The organism is Mesorhizobium sp. NPDC059054, assembly GCF_042739215.1.
Lineage (GTDB): Bacteria > Pseudomonadota > Alphaproteobacteria > Rhizobiales > Rhizobiaceae > Mesorhizobium.
In genome coordinates this window covers 614,916-632,069 of the sequence record NZ_JBHYHV010000003.1, presented here as the reverse complement: position 1 = coordinate 632,069, position 17,154 = coordinate 614,916, and the positions used below count along the sequence as shown (strand labels likewise).

19 protein-coding genes and 1 tRNA gene are annotated in these 17,154 nt (G+C 62.3%); 11 read left to right on the top strand and 9 right to left on the bottom strand.

Annotated elements, in window-relative coordinates; genetic code table 11:
• Positions 1-109 precede the first annotated feature (109 nt).
• Positions 110-865, top strand: a complete 756-nt coding sequence (locus ACFWXH_RS16435) for a GGDEF domain-containing protein (protein ID WP_379121966.1) — start codon at positions 110-112, stop codon at positions 863-865.
• Between the two features lie 261 nt (positions 866-1,126).
• Positions 1,127-1,612, top strand: coding sequence for a MarR family winged helix-turn-helix transcriptional regulator (locus tag ACFWXH_RS16430; RefSeq protein WP_379121964.1), 486 nt, complete (start codon positions 1,127-1,129; stop codon positions 1,610-1,612).
• 15 nt (positions 1,613-1,627) lie between these two features.
• On the opposite strand, the gene argB is transcribed toward ACFWXH_RS16430, so the two are convergent.
• Complete coding sequence (gene argB / locus ACFWXH_RS16425) at positions 1,628-2,521, bottom strand: acetylglutamate kinase (protein WP_054311823.1); 894 nt, start codon at positions 2,519-2,521, stop codon at positions 1,628-1,630.
• A 153-nt stretch (positions 2,522-2,674) separates the two neighbouring features.
• On the opposite strand from argB, the gene ACFWXH_RS16420 reads away from it, so the two are divergent.
• The 5 genes from ACFWXH_RS16420 to msrB all read left to right on the top strand — a co-directional run bounded on the left by ACFWXH_RS16420 (position 2,675) and on the right by msrB (position 5,945).
• Positions 2,675-3,298: a class I SAM-dependent methyltransferase gene (locus tag ACFWXH_RS16420; RefSeq protein ID WP_379121961.1), complete on the top strand. Its 624-nt coding sequence runs from the start codon at positions 2,675-2,677 to the stop codon at positions 3,296-3,298.
• A gap of 64 nt (positions 3,299-3,362) precedes the next feature.
• Positions 3,363-3,902, top strand: coding sequence for a sigma-70 family RNA polymerase sigma factor (locus ACFWXH_RS16415; RefSeq protein ID WP_379121959.1), 540 nt, complete (start codon positions 3,363-3,365; stop codon positions 3,900-3,902).
• Entirely contained in the window at positions 3,899-4,612 is a 714-nt protein-coding gene (locus tag ACFWXH_RS16410) for an anti-sigma factor domain-containing protein (RefSeq protein WP_379121957.1), read from the top strand. Before ACFWXH_RS16415 ends, ACFWXH_RS16410 begins: the two co-directional genes overlap by 4 nt.
• Before the next feature lie 108 nt (positions 4,613-4,720).
• The gene (locus ACFWXH_RS16405) at positions 4,721-5,278 is read left to right on the top strand and encodes a fasciclin domain-containing protein (protein ID WP_379121955.1); all 558 of its coding nucleotides are present in this window, start codon (positions 4,721-4,723) and stop codon (positions 5,276-5,278) included.
• A gap of 166 nt (positions 5,279-5,444) precedes the next feature.
• Entirely contained in the window at positions 5,445-5,945 is a 501-nt protein-coding gene (gene msrB, locus ACFWXH_RS16400) for a peptide-methionine (R)-S-oxide reductase MsrB (RefSeq protein ID WP_379121953.1), read from the top strand.
• Positions 5,946-5,961: 16 nt separating this feature from the next.
• Here the strand turns inward: msrB and ACFWXH_RS16395 are convergent, their stop codons facing one another.
• Positions 5,962-7,545, bottom strand: coding sequence for a DHA2 family efflux MFS transporter permease subunit (locus ACFWXH_RS16395; protein ID WP_379121951.1), 1,584 nt, complete (start codon positions 7,543-7,545; stop codon positions 5,962-5,964).
• Positions 7,546-7,557: 12 nt separating this feature from the next.
• The gene (locus ACFWXH_RS16390; protein WP_379121949.1) at positions 7,558-8,736 is read right to left on the bottom strand and encodes an HlyD family secretion protein; all 1,179 of its coding nucleotides are present in this window, start codon (positions 8,734-8,736) and stop codon (positions 7,558-7,560) included.
• A 121-nt stretch (positions 8,737-8,857) separates the two neighbouring features.
• Between ACFWXH_RS16390 and ACFWXH_RS16385 the strand changes: the two genes are divergently transcribed.
• Positions 8,858-9,574: a TetR/AcrR family transcriptional regulator gene (locus tag ACFWXH_RS16385; protein ID WP_379121947.1), complete on the top strand. Its 717-nt coding sequence runs from the start codon at positions 8,858-8,860 to the stop codon at positions 9,572-9,574.
• A gap of 15 nt (positions 9,575-9,589) precedes the next feature.
• Here ACFWXH_RS16385 and yihA read toward each other — a convergent pair whose 3' ends face one another.
• The 5 genes from yihA to rpmH form a co-directional block, all read right to left on the bottom strand.
• On the bottom strand, positions 9,590-10,249 hold the full coding sequence (gene yihA, locus ACFWXH_RS16380; RefSeq protein ID WP_379121945.1) for a ribosome biogenesis GTP-binding protein YihA/YsxC: 660 nt from the start codon (positions 10,247-10,249) through the stop codon (positions 9,590-9,592).
• Positions 10,246-10,884, bottom strand: coding sequence for a CatB-related O-acetyltransferase (locus tag ACFWXH_RS16375; protein WP_379121943.1), 639 nt, complete (start codon positions 10,882-10,884; stop codon positions 10,246-10,248). The genes yihA and ACFWXH_RS16375 overlap by 4 nt, the downstream gene beginning before the upstream one ends.
• A 111-nt stretch (positions 10,885-10,995) precedes the next feature.
• Positions 10,996-12,789 carry a membrane protein insertase YidC gene (gene yidC / locus ACFWXH_RS16370; protein ID WP_379121941.1) on the bottom strand — a complete coding sequence of 598 codons (1,794 nt, stop codon included), beginning with the start codon at positions 12,787-12,789 and terminating at the stop codon, positions 10,996-10,998.
• A 20-nt stretch (positions 12,790-12,809) separates the two neighbouring features.
• Entirely contained in the window at positions 12,810-13,142 is a 333-nt protein-coding gene (gene rnpA, locus ACFWXH_RS16365) for a ribonuclease P protein component (RefSeq protein ID WP_379121939.1), read from the bottom strand.
• A 34-nt stretch (positions 13,143-13,176) separates the two neighbouring features.
• On the bottom strand, positions 13,177-13,311 hold the full coding sequence (gene rpmH, locus ACFWXH_RS16360; RefSeq protein WP_008833937.1) for a 50S ribosomal protein L34: 135 nt from the start codon (positions 13,309-13,311) through the stop codon (positions 13,177-13,179).
• 262 nt (positions 13,312-13,573) lie between these two features.
• Between rpmH and ACFWXH_RS16355 the strand changes: the two genes are divergently transcribed.
• The gene (locus ACFWXH_RS16355) at positions 13,574-15,073 is read left to right on the top strand and encodes an ATP-binding protein (protein ID WP_379121937.1); all 1,500 of its coding nucleotides are present in this window, start codon (positions 13,574-13,576) and stop codon (positions 15,071-15,073) included.
• Positions 15,074-15,219: 146 nt separating this feature from the next.
• A tRNA-Arg gene (locus tag ACFWXH_RS16350) sits at positions 15,220-15,296 on the top strand.
• Positions 15,297-15,414: 118 nt separating this feature from the next.
• On the opposite strand, the gene ACFWXH_RS16345 is transcribed toward ACFWXH_RS16350, so the two are convergent.
• Entirely contained in the window at positions 15,415-16,347 is a 933-nt protein-coding gene (locus ACFWXH_RS16345; protein WP_379121935.1) for a LysR family transcriptional regulator, read from the bottom strand.
• Positions 16,348-16,503: 156 nt separating this feature from the next.
• On the opposite strand from ACFWXH_RS16345, the gene ACFWXH_RS16340 reads away from it, so the two are divergent.
• Positions 16,504-17,151, top strand: a complete 648-nt coding sequence (locus ACFWXH_RS16340; RefSeq protein WP_379121933.1) for a hydrolase — start codon at positions 16,504-16,506, stop codon at positions 17,149-17,151.
• Positions 17,152-17,154 lie beyond the last annotated feature (3 nt).

Genomic DNA, 17,154 nt, shown 5'->3' with positions numbered 1-17,154 from the left:
TGGACCGATTGGGGCCAAATTGGCGCGATCGTTCAAATTTTAGCCAGCGCTTAAAGAAGACCTTCAGGTCTGGCCGTCATAAGGCCGCTTGCGGGGAGGGAGGGCAGTTATGACCAGCATAGTCATGCGTTCCGCGGCTGTCGCTGGTGCCGCGGTTCTCGTCTCGTTTCTGGTCGTTCTCGCCGTCGGGTTTCTGTCCAGCAATCTCATTGGCCTCGATGCCTGGGTCATCGGCACGGTCTGTCCGTTGCTCATCGCCGGGCCGACGAGCGCCTATATGTTTGCGCAGGGCGACAGGCTGAAGGCCGCGCATCGCGAGCTTGCCCGGGCCCATGCGCAACTGGCGGTCGCGCACAGGCGCCTGTCCGACAAGGCCAGTCGCGACGACATGACCGGCATGCTCAACCGTGAGAGTTTTTTTTCGGCGCTGGAAAGCGCCAGGGGCAAGACCGGCGGCGCGCTGCTCATCATAGATGCCGATCATTTCAAGGCAATCAACGACAGCTACGGTCACCTCACCGGTGACGAGGCACTGTTGCTGATTGCCGGCGCCATCAAGCGCGCGATGCGCACCGGCGACGCCCTCGGCCGCATCGGCGGCGAGGAGTTCGCCGCCTTCCTGCATGGTGCCGACGAGCGGGAGGCTGCCCGCATCGCCGAACGGATCCGCACGGAAGTCGAGCTGATCCTGTTCAGGCCGATGGAACGCATCGTCAGATTGACGGTGTCGATCGGCGGCGCACTTTTCCAGGAAACGATGACATTGCCCGATCTTATGCGCAGCGCCGACTTGCGCCTCTACGAAGCCAAGCGCCGCGGCCGCAACCTGGTGATCGTCGGGGCTGCAGTTTCTCGCGCGGCCTGATCGCGCCGGCGCTCAGAAACCGTAGATGGCAATGCGCAGCAGCACTGCCGCCATCGCCAGCGAAACGATCATGACGCCCATACCGATCGGCGATCCCCAGCCGTGTCATTCCATGGAACGCTCGGCGAAACGCATTTCTTCTTCTCGTGACATCTGTGATTGGGCCATCGGGCCTTTCCTTCTTCGTAGGTTCGACTTGTCGACATCTCGACTTTCACCTAATGATACGTCAGTCGAAATGTTCGATAGATCGATAGTTAGATGATCGAAATAAATTCGTCAACCGCGAATCGCAACGAGCTGCTCAGTGCATTGTTGAGCGCCATCATGCGCTGGCAGGACGAGACGCAGAGTTTCGATGAGGCGGTGCGCGAGAAAATGGGCATCAACAGCGCTGAAGGCCGCTGTCTCAGCCTGCTGTATCACGGACCCCAGTCGGCGGGCGCCATCGCGCGGGTCTCGGGTCTGACACCGGCGGCGGTCACGGCGCTGATCGACAGATTGGAGGCGCGCGGTTTTCTCACACGCACCCGCAGCACCGAGGACAGGCGCAAAGTGGTGGTCGAGGCCACCCAAAAGACACGTGACCTGTCGGCGCGCTACTATGGCGGCATTGCGCGCGAGGGCGAAAGGATGCTGCGCGCCTTCAACGATGCCGAACTCGGCACGATCCTGGAATTCATGACAGCGGCGGCCGACCTTCAGCACAACGAGCTGCGCAAGCTGAAGACTGGCGACACAGACTGACGGGAATGCCTCGCTTTACGGCACGATCAGCGTGCCGGCGCCGTGTTCGGTGAAGAGTTCCAGCAGCACCGAATGCGGCGTCTTGCCGTTGAGGATGACGACGCCTTCGACACCGCGTTCGATCGCCTCGATGCAGGTCTCCACCTTGGGGATCATTCCGCCGGAAACCGTGCCATCGGCGATCAGTGCCTTGGCTTCCGCCACGGTCAGTTCGTCGATGAGTTTCTTGTTCTTGTCGAGCACGCCGGGAACATCGGTGAGGAACAGAAGCCGCGTGGCCTTGACCGCGCCGGCGATGGCGCCGGCGAAAGTATCGGCGTTGATGTTGTAGGTGTGGCCGTCGCGGCCGGGCGCCACCGGTGCCAGCACCGGGATCATTTCCGAGCGCGCGAGCAGGTCGAGCAGGGTACGGTCGACCTCGACGGGTTCACCGACAAAACCGAGATCGAGCACGCGCTCGATGTTGGAGTCCGGATCCTTGATCGTCTTGTGGGCCTTCTGGGCGAAGACCATGTTGCCGTCCTTGCCGCACAGGCCGATCGCCCACTCGCCCTCTGCATTGATGAGCGCCACGATCTCCTTGTTGATCGAGCCGGCCAGCACCATTTCGACGATTTCGACGGTCTTTTCGTCGGTGACGCGCAGGCCACCCTCGAAGCGCGACTCGATGCCCATCTTGGCCAGCATGGCCGCGATCTGCGGGCCACCGCCGTGGACGACGATCGGGTTCACGCCGGACTGCTTCAGAAGCGCGATGTCACGGGCAAATGCCTTGCCGAGCTCGATGTCGCCCATGGCGTGGCCGCCATACTTCACCACAACCGTCTTGTTCTCGTAGCGCTGCATATAGGGCAGCGCCCTCGAGAGCAGCGCGGCCTGCATTTCGGCGTTGGCGGCGACGTCCGTCATGGCGAATTTCCCGGCTGGCTGGAAAGAAACGGCGAGGTCTTAGCGGGAAACGGCGAGAGGGGCAATCGATAGGAGGCAGGCAAGTCTTGTTTTGGCGCGAAGCCGGCGTCATCTGTTCGTGAACAGCGGTGAAACTGTCAGAGAGATGTCACGATGACCGGGTTCGATGCGAAAGCCCATTGGCAGGACGTCTATGTCAGCAAGGCAGCGACTGCCGTCAGCTGGTACCAGGAGACACCGGCGCCCTCGCTCGATCTGTTGCAATTGGTGGACGCGAAGCCGGATTCCGGCATCATCGATATCGGCGGCGGCGCGTCGATCCTGACCGACACGCTTCTCGCGCTCGACTATGGCGATCTTTCCGTACTCGATGTTTCGCAAGCTGCGCTTGAGGCGGCGCAGGCGCGTCTCGGCGCTGCCGCCGGCAAGGTCGACTGGATTGTCGCGGACGTCACACAATGGCGCCCCGAACGCAGCTATGACGTCTGGCACGATCGTGCCGCGTTCCATTTCCTGGTCGAGGAAGCGAGCCGGACCGCCTATGTCGAGCGGCTGCGTTCAGCTTTGCGTGTAGGCGGTCATGCGGTCATCGGCACTTTTGCGCCCGATGGACCGGAAAAGTGCAGCGGCCTGACGGTGCAGCGCTACGACGCGCGATCCCTCGGCGCTGCGCTCGGTGCCGGCTTCCGGCTCGTCGACAGTCGGCGCCACGACCATGTTACGCCGTGGGGCGCGACGCAGCATTTCCACTTCGGCACGTTTTGTCGCGAGGCTTGATCGCTGCCGTGAGCTTCCTTGCTGCCGCTATGCAAGACGCGGCGGTCGTCATAATCTGACGCCGATGACGCCCGAGGACATCGCGAGACTGATCGTCCGGACTTCGCTGAAGGACCGGGCCGCGTTCGATCTGCTCTACCGGCAGACGAGCGCGAAACTTTTCGGCGTCTGCCTGCGTGTCTTGAGCGATCGCGCGGAAGCCGAGGAGGCTTTGCAGGAGGTGTTCGTCAAGGTCTGGACGAAAGCCGACCGCTTCGCCGTCTCGGAGCTGAGCCCGATGTCGTGGCTGATCGCGGTGGCGCGCAACCATGCCATCGATCGCATCAGGGCGCGTCGCAGGCCGGCTGCCGATATCGACGCCGCGCTCGATGTGGCCGATCCGGCGCCGGGACCCGAGGCAATGGCGGTGGCGGGCGGTGAAGCTGATCGCATCCACCGCTGCCTGGAGGAGCTTGAGCAGGATCGGGCGGATGCCGTACGGGGTGCCTACCTCAAGGGAGAGAGTTATGTCGAACTTGCGGAGCGCCATGGCGTTCCGCTCAACACGATGCGAACCTGGCTGCGGCGCAGCCTGATCAGATTGCGGGAATGCCTGGAGCGATGACGGCAAGCGACCCCACCGGACCGGAACGCGACGACGACGCCTTGGCCGCGGAGTATGTCCTCGGCGTGCTTTCGGCGGATGAACGTCGGGCGACCGCGCAGCGGGCCGAACAGGATCCTGCCTTCGCGCGCCTGGTCGATGCCTGGGAGGGTCGGCTTTCGCCTCTTGCTGCCGGCTATGCCGAGGTGGAAGCGCCGGCAGCGGTGAAAGCAGCGATCGATCGCCGTTTGTTTGCGAACGGTACCACCCAGCAGGATCGTGGCGGTGTCTGGTCCAGCCTCGCCTTCTGGCGCGGCCTGACTGCCGCAGCCCTCGCAGCGCTGATGCTTGCCATTGCCATTCCCTATCTCGGCGCGCCACCTTCGCCGCCGCAAGCAGAACTGGTCGCGTCGCTGGCTGCCGAAGGCAGCGACGTCCGCTATGTTGCGGTCTATGACGGGGTCCGCAACGAGGTGCGGCTGTCCCGCCTTGCCGGTCAGCTCGCATCGGACAAGGATTTCGAACTCTGGCTGATCGAAGGCACGAACGCGCCGGTATCGGTCGGTGTTGTTCCCGCCGGCACCACCGCGCAATTGACCCCGTCGACGCTCGTTCAGGAGAAGCTGGCACAAGGTGCAGTTCTCGCCATCAGCCTCGAACCGAAAGGCGGTTCGCCAACCGGGCAGCCGACCGGGCCCGTGGTAGCCGCCGGCGATCTAAAGGATATCTGATCGCTTCGGCACTCCGAAAAAGTTTTCAAGCGACTGAAACTCGGAAAGATCACGCCCCGTATCTCCTCGCGTCCCCAAAAGAGGGTTGGAACCAGAGGAGATTGAAATATGCGCAAGATCACCAAGCTGCTGCTCACCGGCGCCGTTGCCATTTCCGCGCTTGCCGGCGTCGCCTACGCCAAAAATCCCATGGTCGGCGGTGCGCCGATGTATGTTGAGAAGAACATCATCGAGAATGCGGTGAACTCGAAGGATCACACCACGCTGGTCGCAGCGGTCAAGGCCGCCGGCTTGGTGGAGACCCTTCAGGGCAAGGGTCCGTTCACGGTCCTGGCGCCGACCAACGAGGCTTTTGCGGCACTGCCCAAGGGCACCGTTGAAACCTTGCTGAAGCCGGAAAACAAGGACAAGCTCACCAAGATCCTCACCTGCCATGTCGTCGCCGCCAAGGCGATGTCGGGCGACGTCGCCAAGATGGTCAAGGCCGATGGCGGTGCGCACAAGGTCAAGACCGCCGGGGGCTGCGAACTGACGCTGAAGGACAAGGGCGGCAAGGTCACAGTGACGGACGAGAGCGGCAATGTCGCCCATGTCACCATCGCCGATGTCGAGCAGTCGAACGGCGTCATCCATGTCATCGACAAGGTTCTGCTGCCCAAGATGTAACGGCAGGCCGGTTTCCAGCGAAAAGCAGGAAGAAGGCATGGCGGTCGCGCGTTGGTCCTTCCAGACTGGCGCGCGGCCGTTCTCAATCAGCCCCTGTCGGGTCAACAGCAATTGATTTCACCACGAGTGCCGGACGGGGCAGGATACGAAAAAAGGAATGAGGCTCATGGATCGGCGTGATTTCCTTCTTGGCACAGCCGCCGTTGTGACGGCCGGGGCAGGCGTCTGGGCATTCTCGCGCCTTGGCGGCGCGCAGCCGGCGCGGGCCGAGACCTTCGAAATCCAGAAGAGCGATGCCGAATGGAAGGCCAGGCTCACGCCCGAGCAATATGCGGTGCTGCGTCAGGAGGATACGGAATATCCCGGCACCAGCGCTCTGCTCAACGAGCACCGCAAGGGTGTCTTTGCCTGTGCCGGCTGCGAGTTGCCGCTTTATGCGTCCGAGACGAAGTTCGATTCAGGTACCGGCTGGCCCAGTTTCTGGGAAGCCTTGCCGAATGCCGTCGGCACCCATGAGGACAGGACGCTCGGCATGGTGCGGGTGGAATGCCATTGCCGCCGCTGCGGCGGTCATCTCGGCCATATCTTCGACGACGGGCCGCCGCCCACCGGCAAGCGCCATTGCATCAATGGCGTTGCGCTGAGCTTTAAGCCCGTCACGGCCTGACCAATTCGACGCAAGGTCAGTGGCTGTCGCCTCCACCGCCGCCCGCTGCCGCTGGAGGCCGCTTGATGACCATCACGAAGGCGGCCAGCGAGGCAAACAGCATCGTCAGCAGATAGAATACGTCCATGAAGGACAGCAGCGCGGCCTGCTGATGCACGATGCCCGAGAGCTTGGAGAGAGCCGCGCTGTTGGCATCCAGTCCGCTCTGCGTCTGGAAGTTCAGAGTCATGTTGTGCAGCTTGTCCTGCGCTGCTTCGCTGCCCCATTGCACATGTTCCGACAGACGGGCGTAGTGGAAGGCATTGCGGTCTATCAGTATGGTGTTGATCAGCGCCAGCCCCACCGCGCCGCCCAGATTGCGGGTCAGGTTGAACAGACCTGAGGCATTCTTCAGCCGCGACGGGTGCAAGGTGCCCAGCGCGATGTTGTTGATCGCCACCATGCACAGCATCATCGATGCCCCGCGCAGGATCTGTGGAACGAACAGCTCCCAGAAGTCCCAATCGGCGGTGAGATGCGTCATCTGCCACGTGCCGGCGGCGAAGCCGACAAAGCCGACTGCGATCATCACGCGCGGGTCGAGCTTGTTCGACAGGATACCCGAGACCGGTGCCGTGAAGAACATGGCGAGACCAGACACGAACAGCGCCTCGCCGATCATCATGGAATCATAGCCGCGGATACGGCCGAGATAGATCGGATAGAGATAGGTGAGGCCATAAAGGCCGATACCCATGACGAAGGAGAACAGCGAGCCGAAGGCGAAGTTGATGTTGCTGAAGGCGCGCAGGTCGACGATGGGTTCCTCGGCGGTGAACACACGCCAGAAGAAGACGATCGCGCCGACTGTCATGACGACGGCGAAGATGAAGACCGACTGTTCCTGCAGCCAGTCGTGATTGGGGCCTTCTTCCAGGACATATTCCAGCGAGCCGAGGAAAGCCGCCATGCCGGCAAGACCCCACCAGTCGAACTTCTTGAGCAGGCTCATATCCGGCTTGTCGAAGTCGATCAGCGTCCAGGCGGCCGTCGCAACCAGGATCCCGGGCACGACATTGATCAGGAACAGCCAGTGCCAGGACATGGCATGGCTGATGTAGCCGCCGACCGTCGGGCCAATGGTCGGCGCCAGTGTGGCGACCAGGCCGATCATCGGCGAAACGATCGCGCGCCGCGACGGTGGGAAGATGGTGAAGGCTGCCGCAAAGACCGAGGGGATCATGCCGCCGCCGATGAAGCCCTGGATCGCGCGGTAGACGATCATCTGGTCGATGTTGGTGGCGGTGGCGGCCAGTGCGCTGGCCGCCGTGAAGCCGGCAGCCGAGATCGTGAACAGCACGCGCGTGGACAGCATGCGGCTCAGGAAGCCCGACAGCGGGATCATGATGACCTCCGCGATCAAATAGGAAGTCTGCACCCACGGGATTTCGTCGGAACTGGCGGAAAGGCCAGCCTGGATCTCGGCCAACGACGCCGACACGATCTGAATGTCGAGGATCGCCATGAACATGCCGAACACCATCGCCAGGAAGGCGATGATGCGTCTGGGTTCGATGTGATCGACAGGCCTTGCTCCGGCAACGGCGTCGACGCTCGACATGGTCGCTTCCTGTTATTTGCTCGTTGCAGCCGGTGCGGTGCGGCTGTCCACGTCGACAATGACGCTGAGACCCGCGCGCAGCTTGCCCGTCGCGATGGCTTCGGGCGACACGTCGATGCGCACCGGAACGCGCTGCACCACCTTGGTGAAGTTGCCGGTGGCATTTTCCGGCGGCAGCATTGAGAAGACCGCACCCGAGGCCGGTGCCAGCGACGAGACGGTCCCGTCGAGCATCTCGTTGTGCATGGCGTCGACCGCGATGCGCACCTTCTCACCCGGCACAAGGCGGGCAAGCTGTGTCTCCTTGAAGTTGGCGACGACATACAGCTTGTTCATCGGTACGATCACGGCGAGCTTCTGGCCCGGGCTGACGAGATTGCCCTTTTCGACCGAGCGATTGCCGACGATGCCGTCGTAAGGAGCCCGCAGCACGGTGAAGCCGAGGTCGCGCTCGGCCTTGTCCTTGGTCAGGCGCAGCGATGCCTGTGTGCTGGCCGTCTCCGCACGCTGCGCTTCCAGCACGCCGATATTGGCGCTGGCCGCCGCAATCTGTGCTTCGGCACTGGCGAGCGAAGCGCGAGCCTGATCGACTGCTGTCTGCGCATCGTCCAGTTGCGCCTGCGTGGCGACATGGGTCTTCACCAGTTGCGCGGTGCGCGCCTGGGTACGCTGGGCATTGTCGGCGGCGGCTTGAGCCGAATTCCTCTGCGCCTCCGCCTGCTGCAGGGAAGCATGCGCGGCGGTGACCTGTGCATCGATACGCGCCAGCGTCTTGTCCAGCGTCGCGATCTGGGCGGCGGCCTGGTCGACCGCGATGCGGTAGTCGCCGGCGTCGACAACAAAGAGCGGATCGCCAGCCTTCACCTGCTGGTTGTTCTCGACCTTGATCTCGTCGATGTAGCCCGAAACCTTCGGCGACACGAAAGCCATGTCGGCCTGGACATAGGCGTCGTCGGTCGAGATCATGAAACGGCCATCGGTCCAATAGCCATAGCCATACCAGAGGCCGGCGCCTAGCAAGCCTGCTCCGATGATGGGCAACAGCAGCGAACGCGCTGAGCGTTTCTTCTTTGCCGGAGCTGCAGGCGCGGCTGCATTTTCCACTGGAGCTGTCGGCGCTTCGGCAGCCGGCGCCTTGGCATTCGGAAACGGATGGACTTCGGCTGAGGTCGGTGTAGTGGAGTTCGACATGACAACGCTCTTGTAGTTTGCGAACTGAACCGTTCGGTTCGATGTTGACTTAACGTAAGAACAGGCTCATATCAAGAGTGATCGAACCGATTGGTTCGAATTATTTACGTGTACAGGGAAAATGAGCGAGACACTCATCGATACCGAAGCGAAATCGGACAAAGCCGACGAGGCCTCGGTGCGCGGCCGGCCCGCCGCCGGCCAGGATCCGGTCAAACGCGACCAGATCATGGAGGGCGCCCGCCGCGTTTTCATGGACAAAGGCTTTGACGCGGCTTCGATGAACGACGTCACCCGCGAGGCCGGTGTCTCGAAAGGCACGATCTACGTCTATTTCGACAACAAGGAAGAGCTGTTCGAGGCCCTGGTCGAGGAAGAGCGCTGCAAGATATTCCAGAATCTCTATGAGGTTCTGGACCGCGAGGACAATCTGAGGGATGTCCTTGAGGATTTCGGCATGGCCCTCTCCTACAAGATCACCTCGGACAAGGTGGTGATGGCGCAGCGCACCGTCATCGGCGCCGCCGAGCGGATCCCCGAGCTGGGCCTGCGTTTCTACGAGGAAGGCCCGAAGAAAGGTCATGCCAAGGTGGAGGCGTTCCTCAATCGGGCCGTTGCAAAAGGCCTGCTTGAGATATCCGACGTCGACCTTGCCGCCTACCAGCTTTCCGAACTCTGCATGGCCGGCCTGCTCAGGCAGCGCCTGTATGGCTACCGCCGCCAGTCGCCCCCCGAGCATGAGATCAGGCATGTGGTGCGGTCGGGTGTCGACGTCTTCCTGAAAGCCTATGGAACGGAAGTGTTCACCGCCCAGGACAGAGCAAGGCGCAAGGCTTAAGCGACGGCGCGCCGATCACCCGCCATTGGCGACCAGAACGATCGCTGTGCGCAGTTCTTCGAGCCCGCCCGCCTTTTCCGATGACGTTGCCAGCACGCCCGGGAAAGCCGCCGGCCTTTTTTTGATCTTTGCAAGTGTTTCTTCGATCAGCCGCGGCACGCCTGCGGTTTTGATCTTGTCCGTCTTGGTCAGCACGATCTGGTAGGAGACGGCCGCCTTGTCGAGCAGTGTCAGCACGTCCTCGTCGTTCTTCTTGATGCCGTGCCGCGCGTCGATCAGCACATAGACGCGTTTCAGCGTCACCCGGCCCTTCAGATAGTCGAAGACAAGCTTCGTCCACTGGTCGACCTGATCCTTCGGCGCCTGGGCATAGCCGTAGCCAGGCATGTCGACCAGCGCCAGCGGCGGCAGGTCGGCGCCTTCGCCGGAAAACCCATCGGGCACGAAATAATTGAGTTCCTGCGTGCGTCCCGGCGTGTTGGACGTGCGGGCCAGCCCCTTCTGGCCGACCAGCGCGTTGATCAGCGACGACTTGCCGACATTGGAGCGGCCGGCAAAAGCGATCTCCGGCGGGCCTTCGGGCGGCAGGAACTTCATGGCGGGCACGCCGCGGATGAAGACCCATGGCCGCGTGAAGATGTCCTCGCCGACCGCGGTAATTGCTTCCGCCGTCACGCCGATGCCTCGAGCCGGTCGATATCGGCGCCTCGGATGGCATCGAGGTTGCGGGTGATCTTGTCTGCCGGCCAGTCCCACCAGGCGATCTGCCGCAGGCGCGCGATGGTCTCGTCGTCGAAGCGCATCTTCACCACCTTGGCGCTGTTGCCGGCGGCGATCGCATAGGGCGGCACGTCGCGTGTCACCACCGACTTGGCGGCGATGATGGCGCCGTCGCCGATCTTCACGCCCGGCATGATCGCGGTATTCATGCCGATCCACACGTCATTGCCGATCACGGTGTCGCCGCGCAGCTCGGCTTTCCATGTCGCGACGTCGAAACCCTTTTCCCAGCCATGGCTGAAGATGTTGAACGGATAGGTCGAGAAGCCGCCCATGACATGGTTGGCGCCGTTCATGATGAAGCGGGCACCTTCGGAGATGGCGCAGAATTTGCCGATGATCAGCTTGTCGCCGATGAAGGCATGATGATGGAGCACGCAGGTCTCGACGAAACTCTCCGGCCCGCCGGGATCGTCATAGTAGGTGTAGTCGCCGATCTCGATGTTGGGAGCGTGGACGATCGGCTTCAGGAAGCCGACCCGATTGTGATGCAGGGTCGGATGTTTGGTGTTGGGATTAGGGCCGTTCATTGTGATCTCCGGCGAGATTGCGGCGGACCTGAAAGATAGCCCAATCTTTTCGCCAATAGCAAAAGGCCCCGGCTGTGCCAGGGCCTTTTTTCGGGGGATGGTTTAGAACCGCTATTCGGCGGGTGTCGGTTTCTTCTTGAACATGCCGGCCAGATTGTCCCACAGCTCGATCTTGGCGCCCTGCCGCTTCATGATCGCACCCTGCTGCAGGATCGACAGAAGGTTGTTCCAGGCCCAGTAGATCACCAGACCGGCCGGGAAGCCTGCCATCATGAAGGTGAAGATCACCGGCATCCAGGTGAAGATCGCGGCCTGCGTCGGATCCGGCGGCGCCGGGTTCATGCGCATCTGCAGGAACATGGTCACGCCCATCAGCAGCGGCCAGATGCCGATGTGCAGCATGGCCGGCGTGGCGAAAGGCAGCAGGCCGAACAGGTTGAGCAGCGACGTCGGGTCGGGCGCCGCCAGGTCATGGATCCAGCCGAAGAACGGGGCGTGCCGCATTTCGATGGTGACGTAGAGCACCTTGTAGAGCGCGAAGAATACCGGGATCTGGATCACCACCGGCCAGCAGCCGGCGATCGGGTTGATCTTCTCGGTCTTGTACAGCTCCATCATCGCCTGTTGCTGCTTCATCTTGTCGTCCGCGTATTTCTCGCGGATCTCCAGCATCTTGGGCTGCACCTTCTTCATGTTCGCCATCGACTTGTACGACTTGTTGGCGAGCGGGAAGAAGATCGCCTTGACGATGACGGTGGTGGCAAGGATTGCCAGGCCGAAATTGCCGAAGAATTTGTAGAGCGTATCGATCAGCCAGAACATCGGCTTGGTGATGAAGGAGAACCAGCCCCAGTCGATCAGCAGGTCGAAACGGCGGATGTCGAGATCCTTTTCGTAGGCGGTGATCTTCGACACTTCCTTGGCGCCGGCGAAGACCAGCGATTCCACCGTGGTCGACTGCCCCGGTTCGACGGTGATCGGATCGGTCAGGAAGTCGGACTGGTAGCGCGGACGGCCATCGTCGAAATAGGCGAAGCGCGGCTGGAACGGCTGCTTTTCAGTCGGGACCAGCGTCACCGCCCAATATTTGTCGGTGATGCCGAGCCAGCCGTTGGTCGACTTGGCCGGCACATACTGCTTGTCCTTTTCGACGGACGCGTATTTGTGCTCCTGCAGGCCCTCCTCACCGGTCACGCCGATCAGGCCTTCATGCAGCACGTAAATCGAGGGCGTGCTCGGCTTGTCGAAGCGGGTGACGCGGCCATAATTCGAGAGGGTAACCGGGGCCGAGCCGGCATTCTGCACCGTGTCGGAGACCTTGAACATGTAGTTCTCGTCCACCGAGATGGTGCGCTTGAAGGTCAGGCCCTTGTCGTTGGTATAGCTCAGCGTCACCGGCGTCGTCGGCGTCAGCGTGGCGTTGCCGTCGACCGTCCATACCGTGTCCGGGCTCGGCACCTTGCCGGTCGTCTCGTTGCCGACAAAGCCGAGTTCGGCATAGTAGCCGTTCGGCAGCGCCGATGGGTTGAGCAGCTCGATCTCGGGCGAATTGTTGTCGACCGTCAGCCGGTAGCGCTTCAGCTTGAGGTCGTCGAGGCGTGCGCCTGTCAGGTTGATCGAGCCTTCGAGGCTCGGTGTGTCGATCTTGACGCGGCTGGTGGCCGCAAGCGCCTGTTCGCGTCCGGCCGGGGTCGAGCCATCGGTACCGGGCAAGCTCGGCACGGCGCCCTGCTGTGCCGGCGCCTGAGTGCCCGTCGCCGGTGCCGTCTTGGCCTGGCGCTCGGCCTCGATACGTGCCGTCTCGCGCTGGGATTCGACGCGGGGGTTCATGTAGAACACCTGCCACAGCGTCAGGATCAGCACCGACAAGGCGATGGTGATGAAGAAATTGCGGTTGTTTTCCATCGAGACCTTGGCCTGTCGCGCTAGCGTTTTGCGTGGATACGGCGGGAAAGCTCGGCTTTCAGCTCACCGAATGGCGCGGCGAGTACATCCTCGCGCCCCACGATGACATAGTCATGGCCGCTTTCCATGTCAGCGGCGGCATAAGTGCGCACGGCTTCTTTCAGCCGCCGGCGAACCCGGTTGCGCACGACGGCGTTGCCGACCTTCTTGGTGACCGTGAAGCCGACACGCGGCGCTTCGTGATCGCCGCGGTTCAGCACTTCAACGAGGAAAAACCGCCCGCGCCGCTTTTCACCGCGCCGGACGGTCAGGAAATCCGTGCGTTTCAGAAGCCGTTTGGGTGCCTGTCCCATTGGCCGGGTCGAGGGCAACGGCCGTAGCGTCCGCTTAAGCGGACAGCCGCTTGCGACCGCGATTGCGGCGGGCAGCGACGACTCCGCGGCCACCTTTGGTGGCCATGCGAGCACGGAAGCCGTGCCGGCGCTTGCGAACGAGCTTGGAGGGTTGGTAGGTGCGCTTCATTTGTTTAAATACCGCGGCGTGCGGCCCTTCTTGTGTCTGTCACTCTGTAACAGGAGCTTGTTGGCTGGGCCCTGTTTGGCGCGACCGAAACCGCGCCGGGTTCTGGGGCCCGAGCGTGAGCGGGGCTTATAGGTAGAAGGGTTTTGGAAGTCAATCCGACTCGGCGGCAAAGATTCGCTCGCGTTGGCTCATCTCGTCATATGGCTGGAAATTCCGTCACAATTGCCTAGTTTGCATGGCAAGGCATGGCGGCACTGGGTGTATGAGCGTCGAACCTTCCACGATTGAAAGCACGGAAGCCGCCAGGCCCGCGGCTGGCGCCCTGGCTCGGGTTGTGCCGCTGGCACGCGGCCTGTCGGCCAAACTCATCCTGCTCACCATCGTCTTCGTGCTGCTTGCCGAAGTGCTGATTTTCCTGCCCTCGATTGCCGACTATAGAATGCGCTGGCTACGCGAGCGCCTCAATACGGCGGCCGCGGTATCGGTGGTTCTGATTGAAGGCGACCCGGGAGCCCTTTCCCGCACGGCCCAGGACGATCTTCTGATGGCGCTGGGCGCGAAGGCAATCGCGGTCCGCGACGGCGATGCCTCGCGCCTGCTTGCCGTTGCGGCCATGCCCCCCAAGGTGGACGAACATGTCGATATGGCCAACACCGGCATGTTCGCTCAGCTTTCAGGCGCGCTCGAGACATTGTTCGCGGGAGGAGATCGCACGCTTCGTATCTTCGGGCCTGTCGGCGAGCAGGGTCGCGAATTCGAGCTGATCATGCCGGATTACCGGCTGCGCGCGGCCATGCTGTCTTTTTCACGCAACATCGCCCTGATCGGACTGCTGATCTCGGTCTTTTCCGCGATGCTCGTCTATGTCGCGGTCGACCGGATCATGATCCGTCCGGTGCGGACGATGACGCGTTCGATGCTGGCTTTCTCGGAGGCACCTGACGATCCGACCCGTATTGTTTGTCCGGCTACCCGCGCAGATGAAATCGGCGTTGCCGAGCGCGAGCTGGCGCAGATGCAGGCGCGTCTGCAAAAGATGCTCGCCGAACAGCGGCATCTCGCGGATCTCGGTCTTGCCGTATCGAAGATCAACCATGACATGCGCAACATATTGGCGTCGGCGCAGCTCCTGTCGGACCGCCTGCTGCAAGTGAAGGATGCCAGCGTTCAGGCCTTCGCTCCCAAATTGCTGAAGGCCCTGGACCGCGCCGTTTCCTACACCGAAGGTGTGCTGGCCTATGGCCGCGCCCAGGAGGCGCCGCCAGCCCGCCGCATGCTGCGTCTGCGCCAACTGGTCGATGAGGTGCATGGCCTGCTCGACATGGGAGACGGGATCGAGTTCGAAAACGGCGTCGATGCCGGGTTCGAGGTGGATGCCGATTCGGAACAGCTGTTTCGTGTGCTGACCAACCTGTCGCGCAATGCCGTGCAGGCGATGGCGGCCGACACCGAAGGCTCTGTCGTGCGGCAGCTGGCCATTTCAGCCGAACGCATGGGCGGAGTGAGCCAGATATTGGTCACCGACACCGGCCCAGGCTTGCCCCCGAAGGCACGGGAGAATCTTTTCCTGGCTTTTCGCGGCTCGGCGCGCAGCGGCGGCACCGGCCTCGGCCTGGCCATCGCGCATGAACTGGTTCGCGCCCATGGCGGCAAGCTCGAACTTCTCGAAAGCATTGGTGGCCGCACCGTGTTTTCGGTCAGTATCCCCGACCAGCCCGTCAGTCTCGACCGTGCCCGTCGCGGCCTCAGACGGTCGGCCTGATGGCGGCAGCTTGCCGCCTTTCACAACGACGGCAAAACTTTTGCATTGATCGGCTTGCTTTTCGGAATTTGAGTCGTTAGGGAACACCTCGCATCGCGGCTGGCCCCGAAAGCTGGCCCCGATCGGTATCAGGCAAAGCCTGTTGCGCGCCCGTAGCTCAGCTGGATAGAGCACCAGACTACGAATCTGGGGGTCAGGAGTTCGAATCTCTTCGGGCGCGCCATCTTTCCTCAATGTCCGTTACCACGCCATTTGGCCTTTTGGGCACCGGGGCGTTTCCGTCTGTCTCGGAAACGCGGAATCGTTGCGGGTTTCAGGAATTTCAGCTGCGCCCACATCGGCTACAGCGCGGTCAGCGTGGCATTCTCCCCGTTCGTGCCTTGGTGATCGAGACCCCAGATGTCCGGATTTCGTGCGAAGGACTCGGTCAGCATTTCGATGAGGACCCGGACTTTCCGCGTGGGGTGCTTACCCGGCGGGCGGACGACATAGGCGGCGCCCGGCGGTACCGGATAGCGCGTCATGATCGGGACCAGTGCGCCGGAGGCTACATATTCATGTGTGATGCAGTCGGGGAGCCAGGCGATGCCGAGACCCGCCGCCGCCGCGGCGGCAAGCGCCGTGGCGCTATCGGCCTTGAACCTGCCCTGCGGCTGGACCGTGACAATCTTGCCGCCATCCATGAACTGCCAGGCTTCCGTTCCTTGCATGAGGGCCTGATGGGTGACGAGTTCGTCGGGAGTCTCGGGTGCTCCGTGCTCTTCGACATAATCCGGGCTGGCGACAAGCTTTCCATGGATCGGCCCGACGCGCTTCGCGATCAGGTTGGAGTCCTGAAGGTAGGCGCCACGGATCGCGCAATCGAAACCTTCTGCGATCAGATCGACGAAGCGATCGCTGTAGGAGGTATGGATGTGAAGCTGCGGGTGCTGGCGCGCCATTTCCGCGAGCACCGGGGCAAAGTGGGTTGGGCCGAAAGTAAGCGGCACGGCAACCCGCAGGCGGCCGCGCAACTCACCGGTTGGCAGGATCGTTTCCCTGGCCGTGTCGATCTCGGCGCTGGCTCGGGCAGCATGGTCTCTGAACGTGGTACCCGCTTCTGTTAGCGCAGCGCCGCGTGTCGTTCGTGCAAGAAGCTGAACGCCGAGTTCGGCTTCGATCCGGAAAAGCCGCCGACTGACGATCGACTTGGAGACTCCGAGCCGACGCGCGGCTGCCGATACGCCCCCTGCATCGGCCACCGCGACGAATGTCCGTAGATCTTCGATGTCCATCGGCGTTCCTCATTTCGCGACACAGCTTGCCAGACTATGACACTACCGTATCGCTAATAGGAACAGCAGATTGCGTCCAGGCAACGTCGCCGCTGGTCGGCGCCTGTCTCCCGGAAAACCCATCGCCGCCCATAGCGGCAGAGAAAGGAAGTCTTGATGACCCCTCGTAACGGCCTCGATTCGCTTCTTCGTCCCGAAGACTCGGTTCTCGTTCTGATCGATCACCAGCCTTACCAGCTCGCAAACCTCAACAGCCATGATCCGCACATGGTGGTCAACAACACGACCGCGCTGGCGAAGCTGGCAAAAGCCTTCAATGTTCCGACCATTCTCACCAGCGTGATCGCGGCGCGCGGTGGACTTCTCTTCAAGCAGGTCACCGACGTATTTCCGGACCAGGAGGTCATCGATCGCACCTGGGTGAACACCTGGCAGGACGAGAATGTGGTGAATGTCGTCAAGGCGACCGGCCGCAAGCAGCTGATCATCGCCGGCCTGTGGACCGAGGTCTGCGTCGCGATGCCTGTGATCCAGGCCGCCGGCGAAGGTTGGGACGTGACCGTGATCACCGACGCGTCGGGCGGGATTTCGAAGGAGTCTCACGAAGTTGCCATCCAGCGAATGATCACGGCCGGTGCGAACGTGATGACCGTGATGGCACTCGCTGGCGAATGGCAACGCGATTGGGCGCGCACCGAGCATGTCGAGGAGCTGACCGAGATTCTCATCCAGCACTTCGGCGGCAGCGGCATCGCGTATCTCTGGGAACAGCAGCTGCTCAACACCCCAGTCGGATCCGCCTGACCG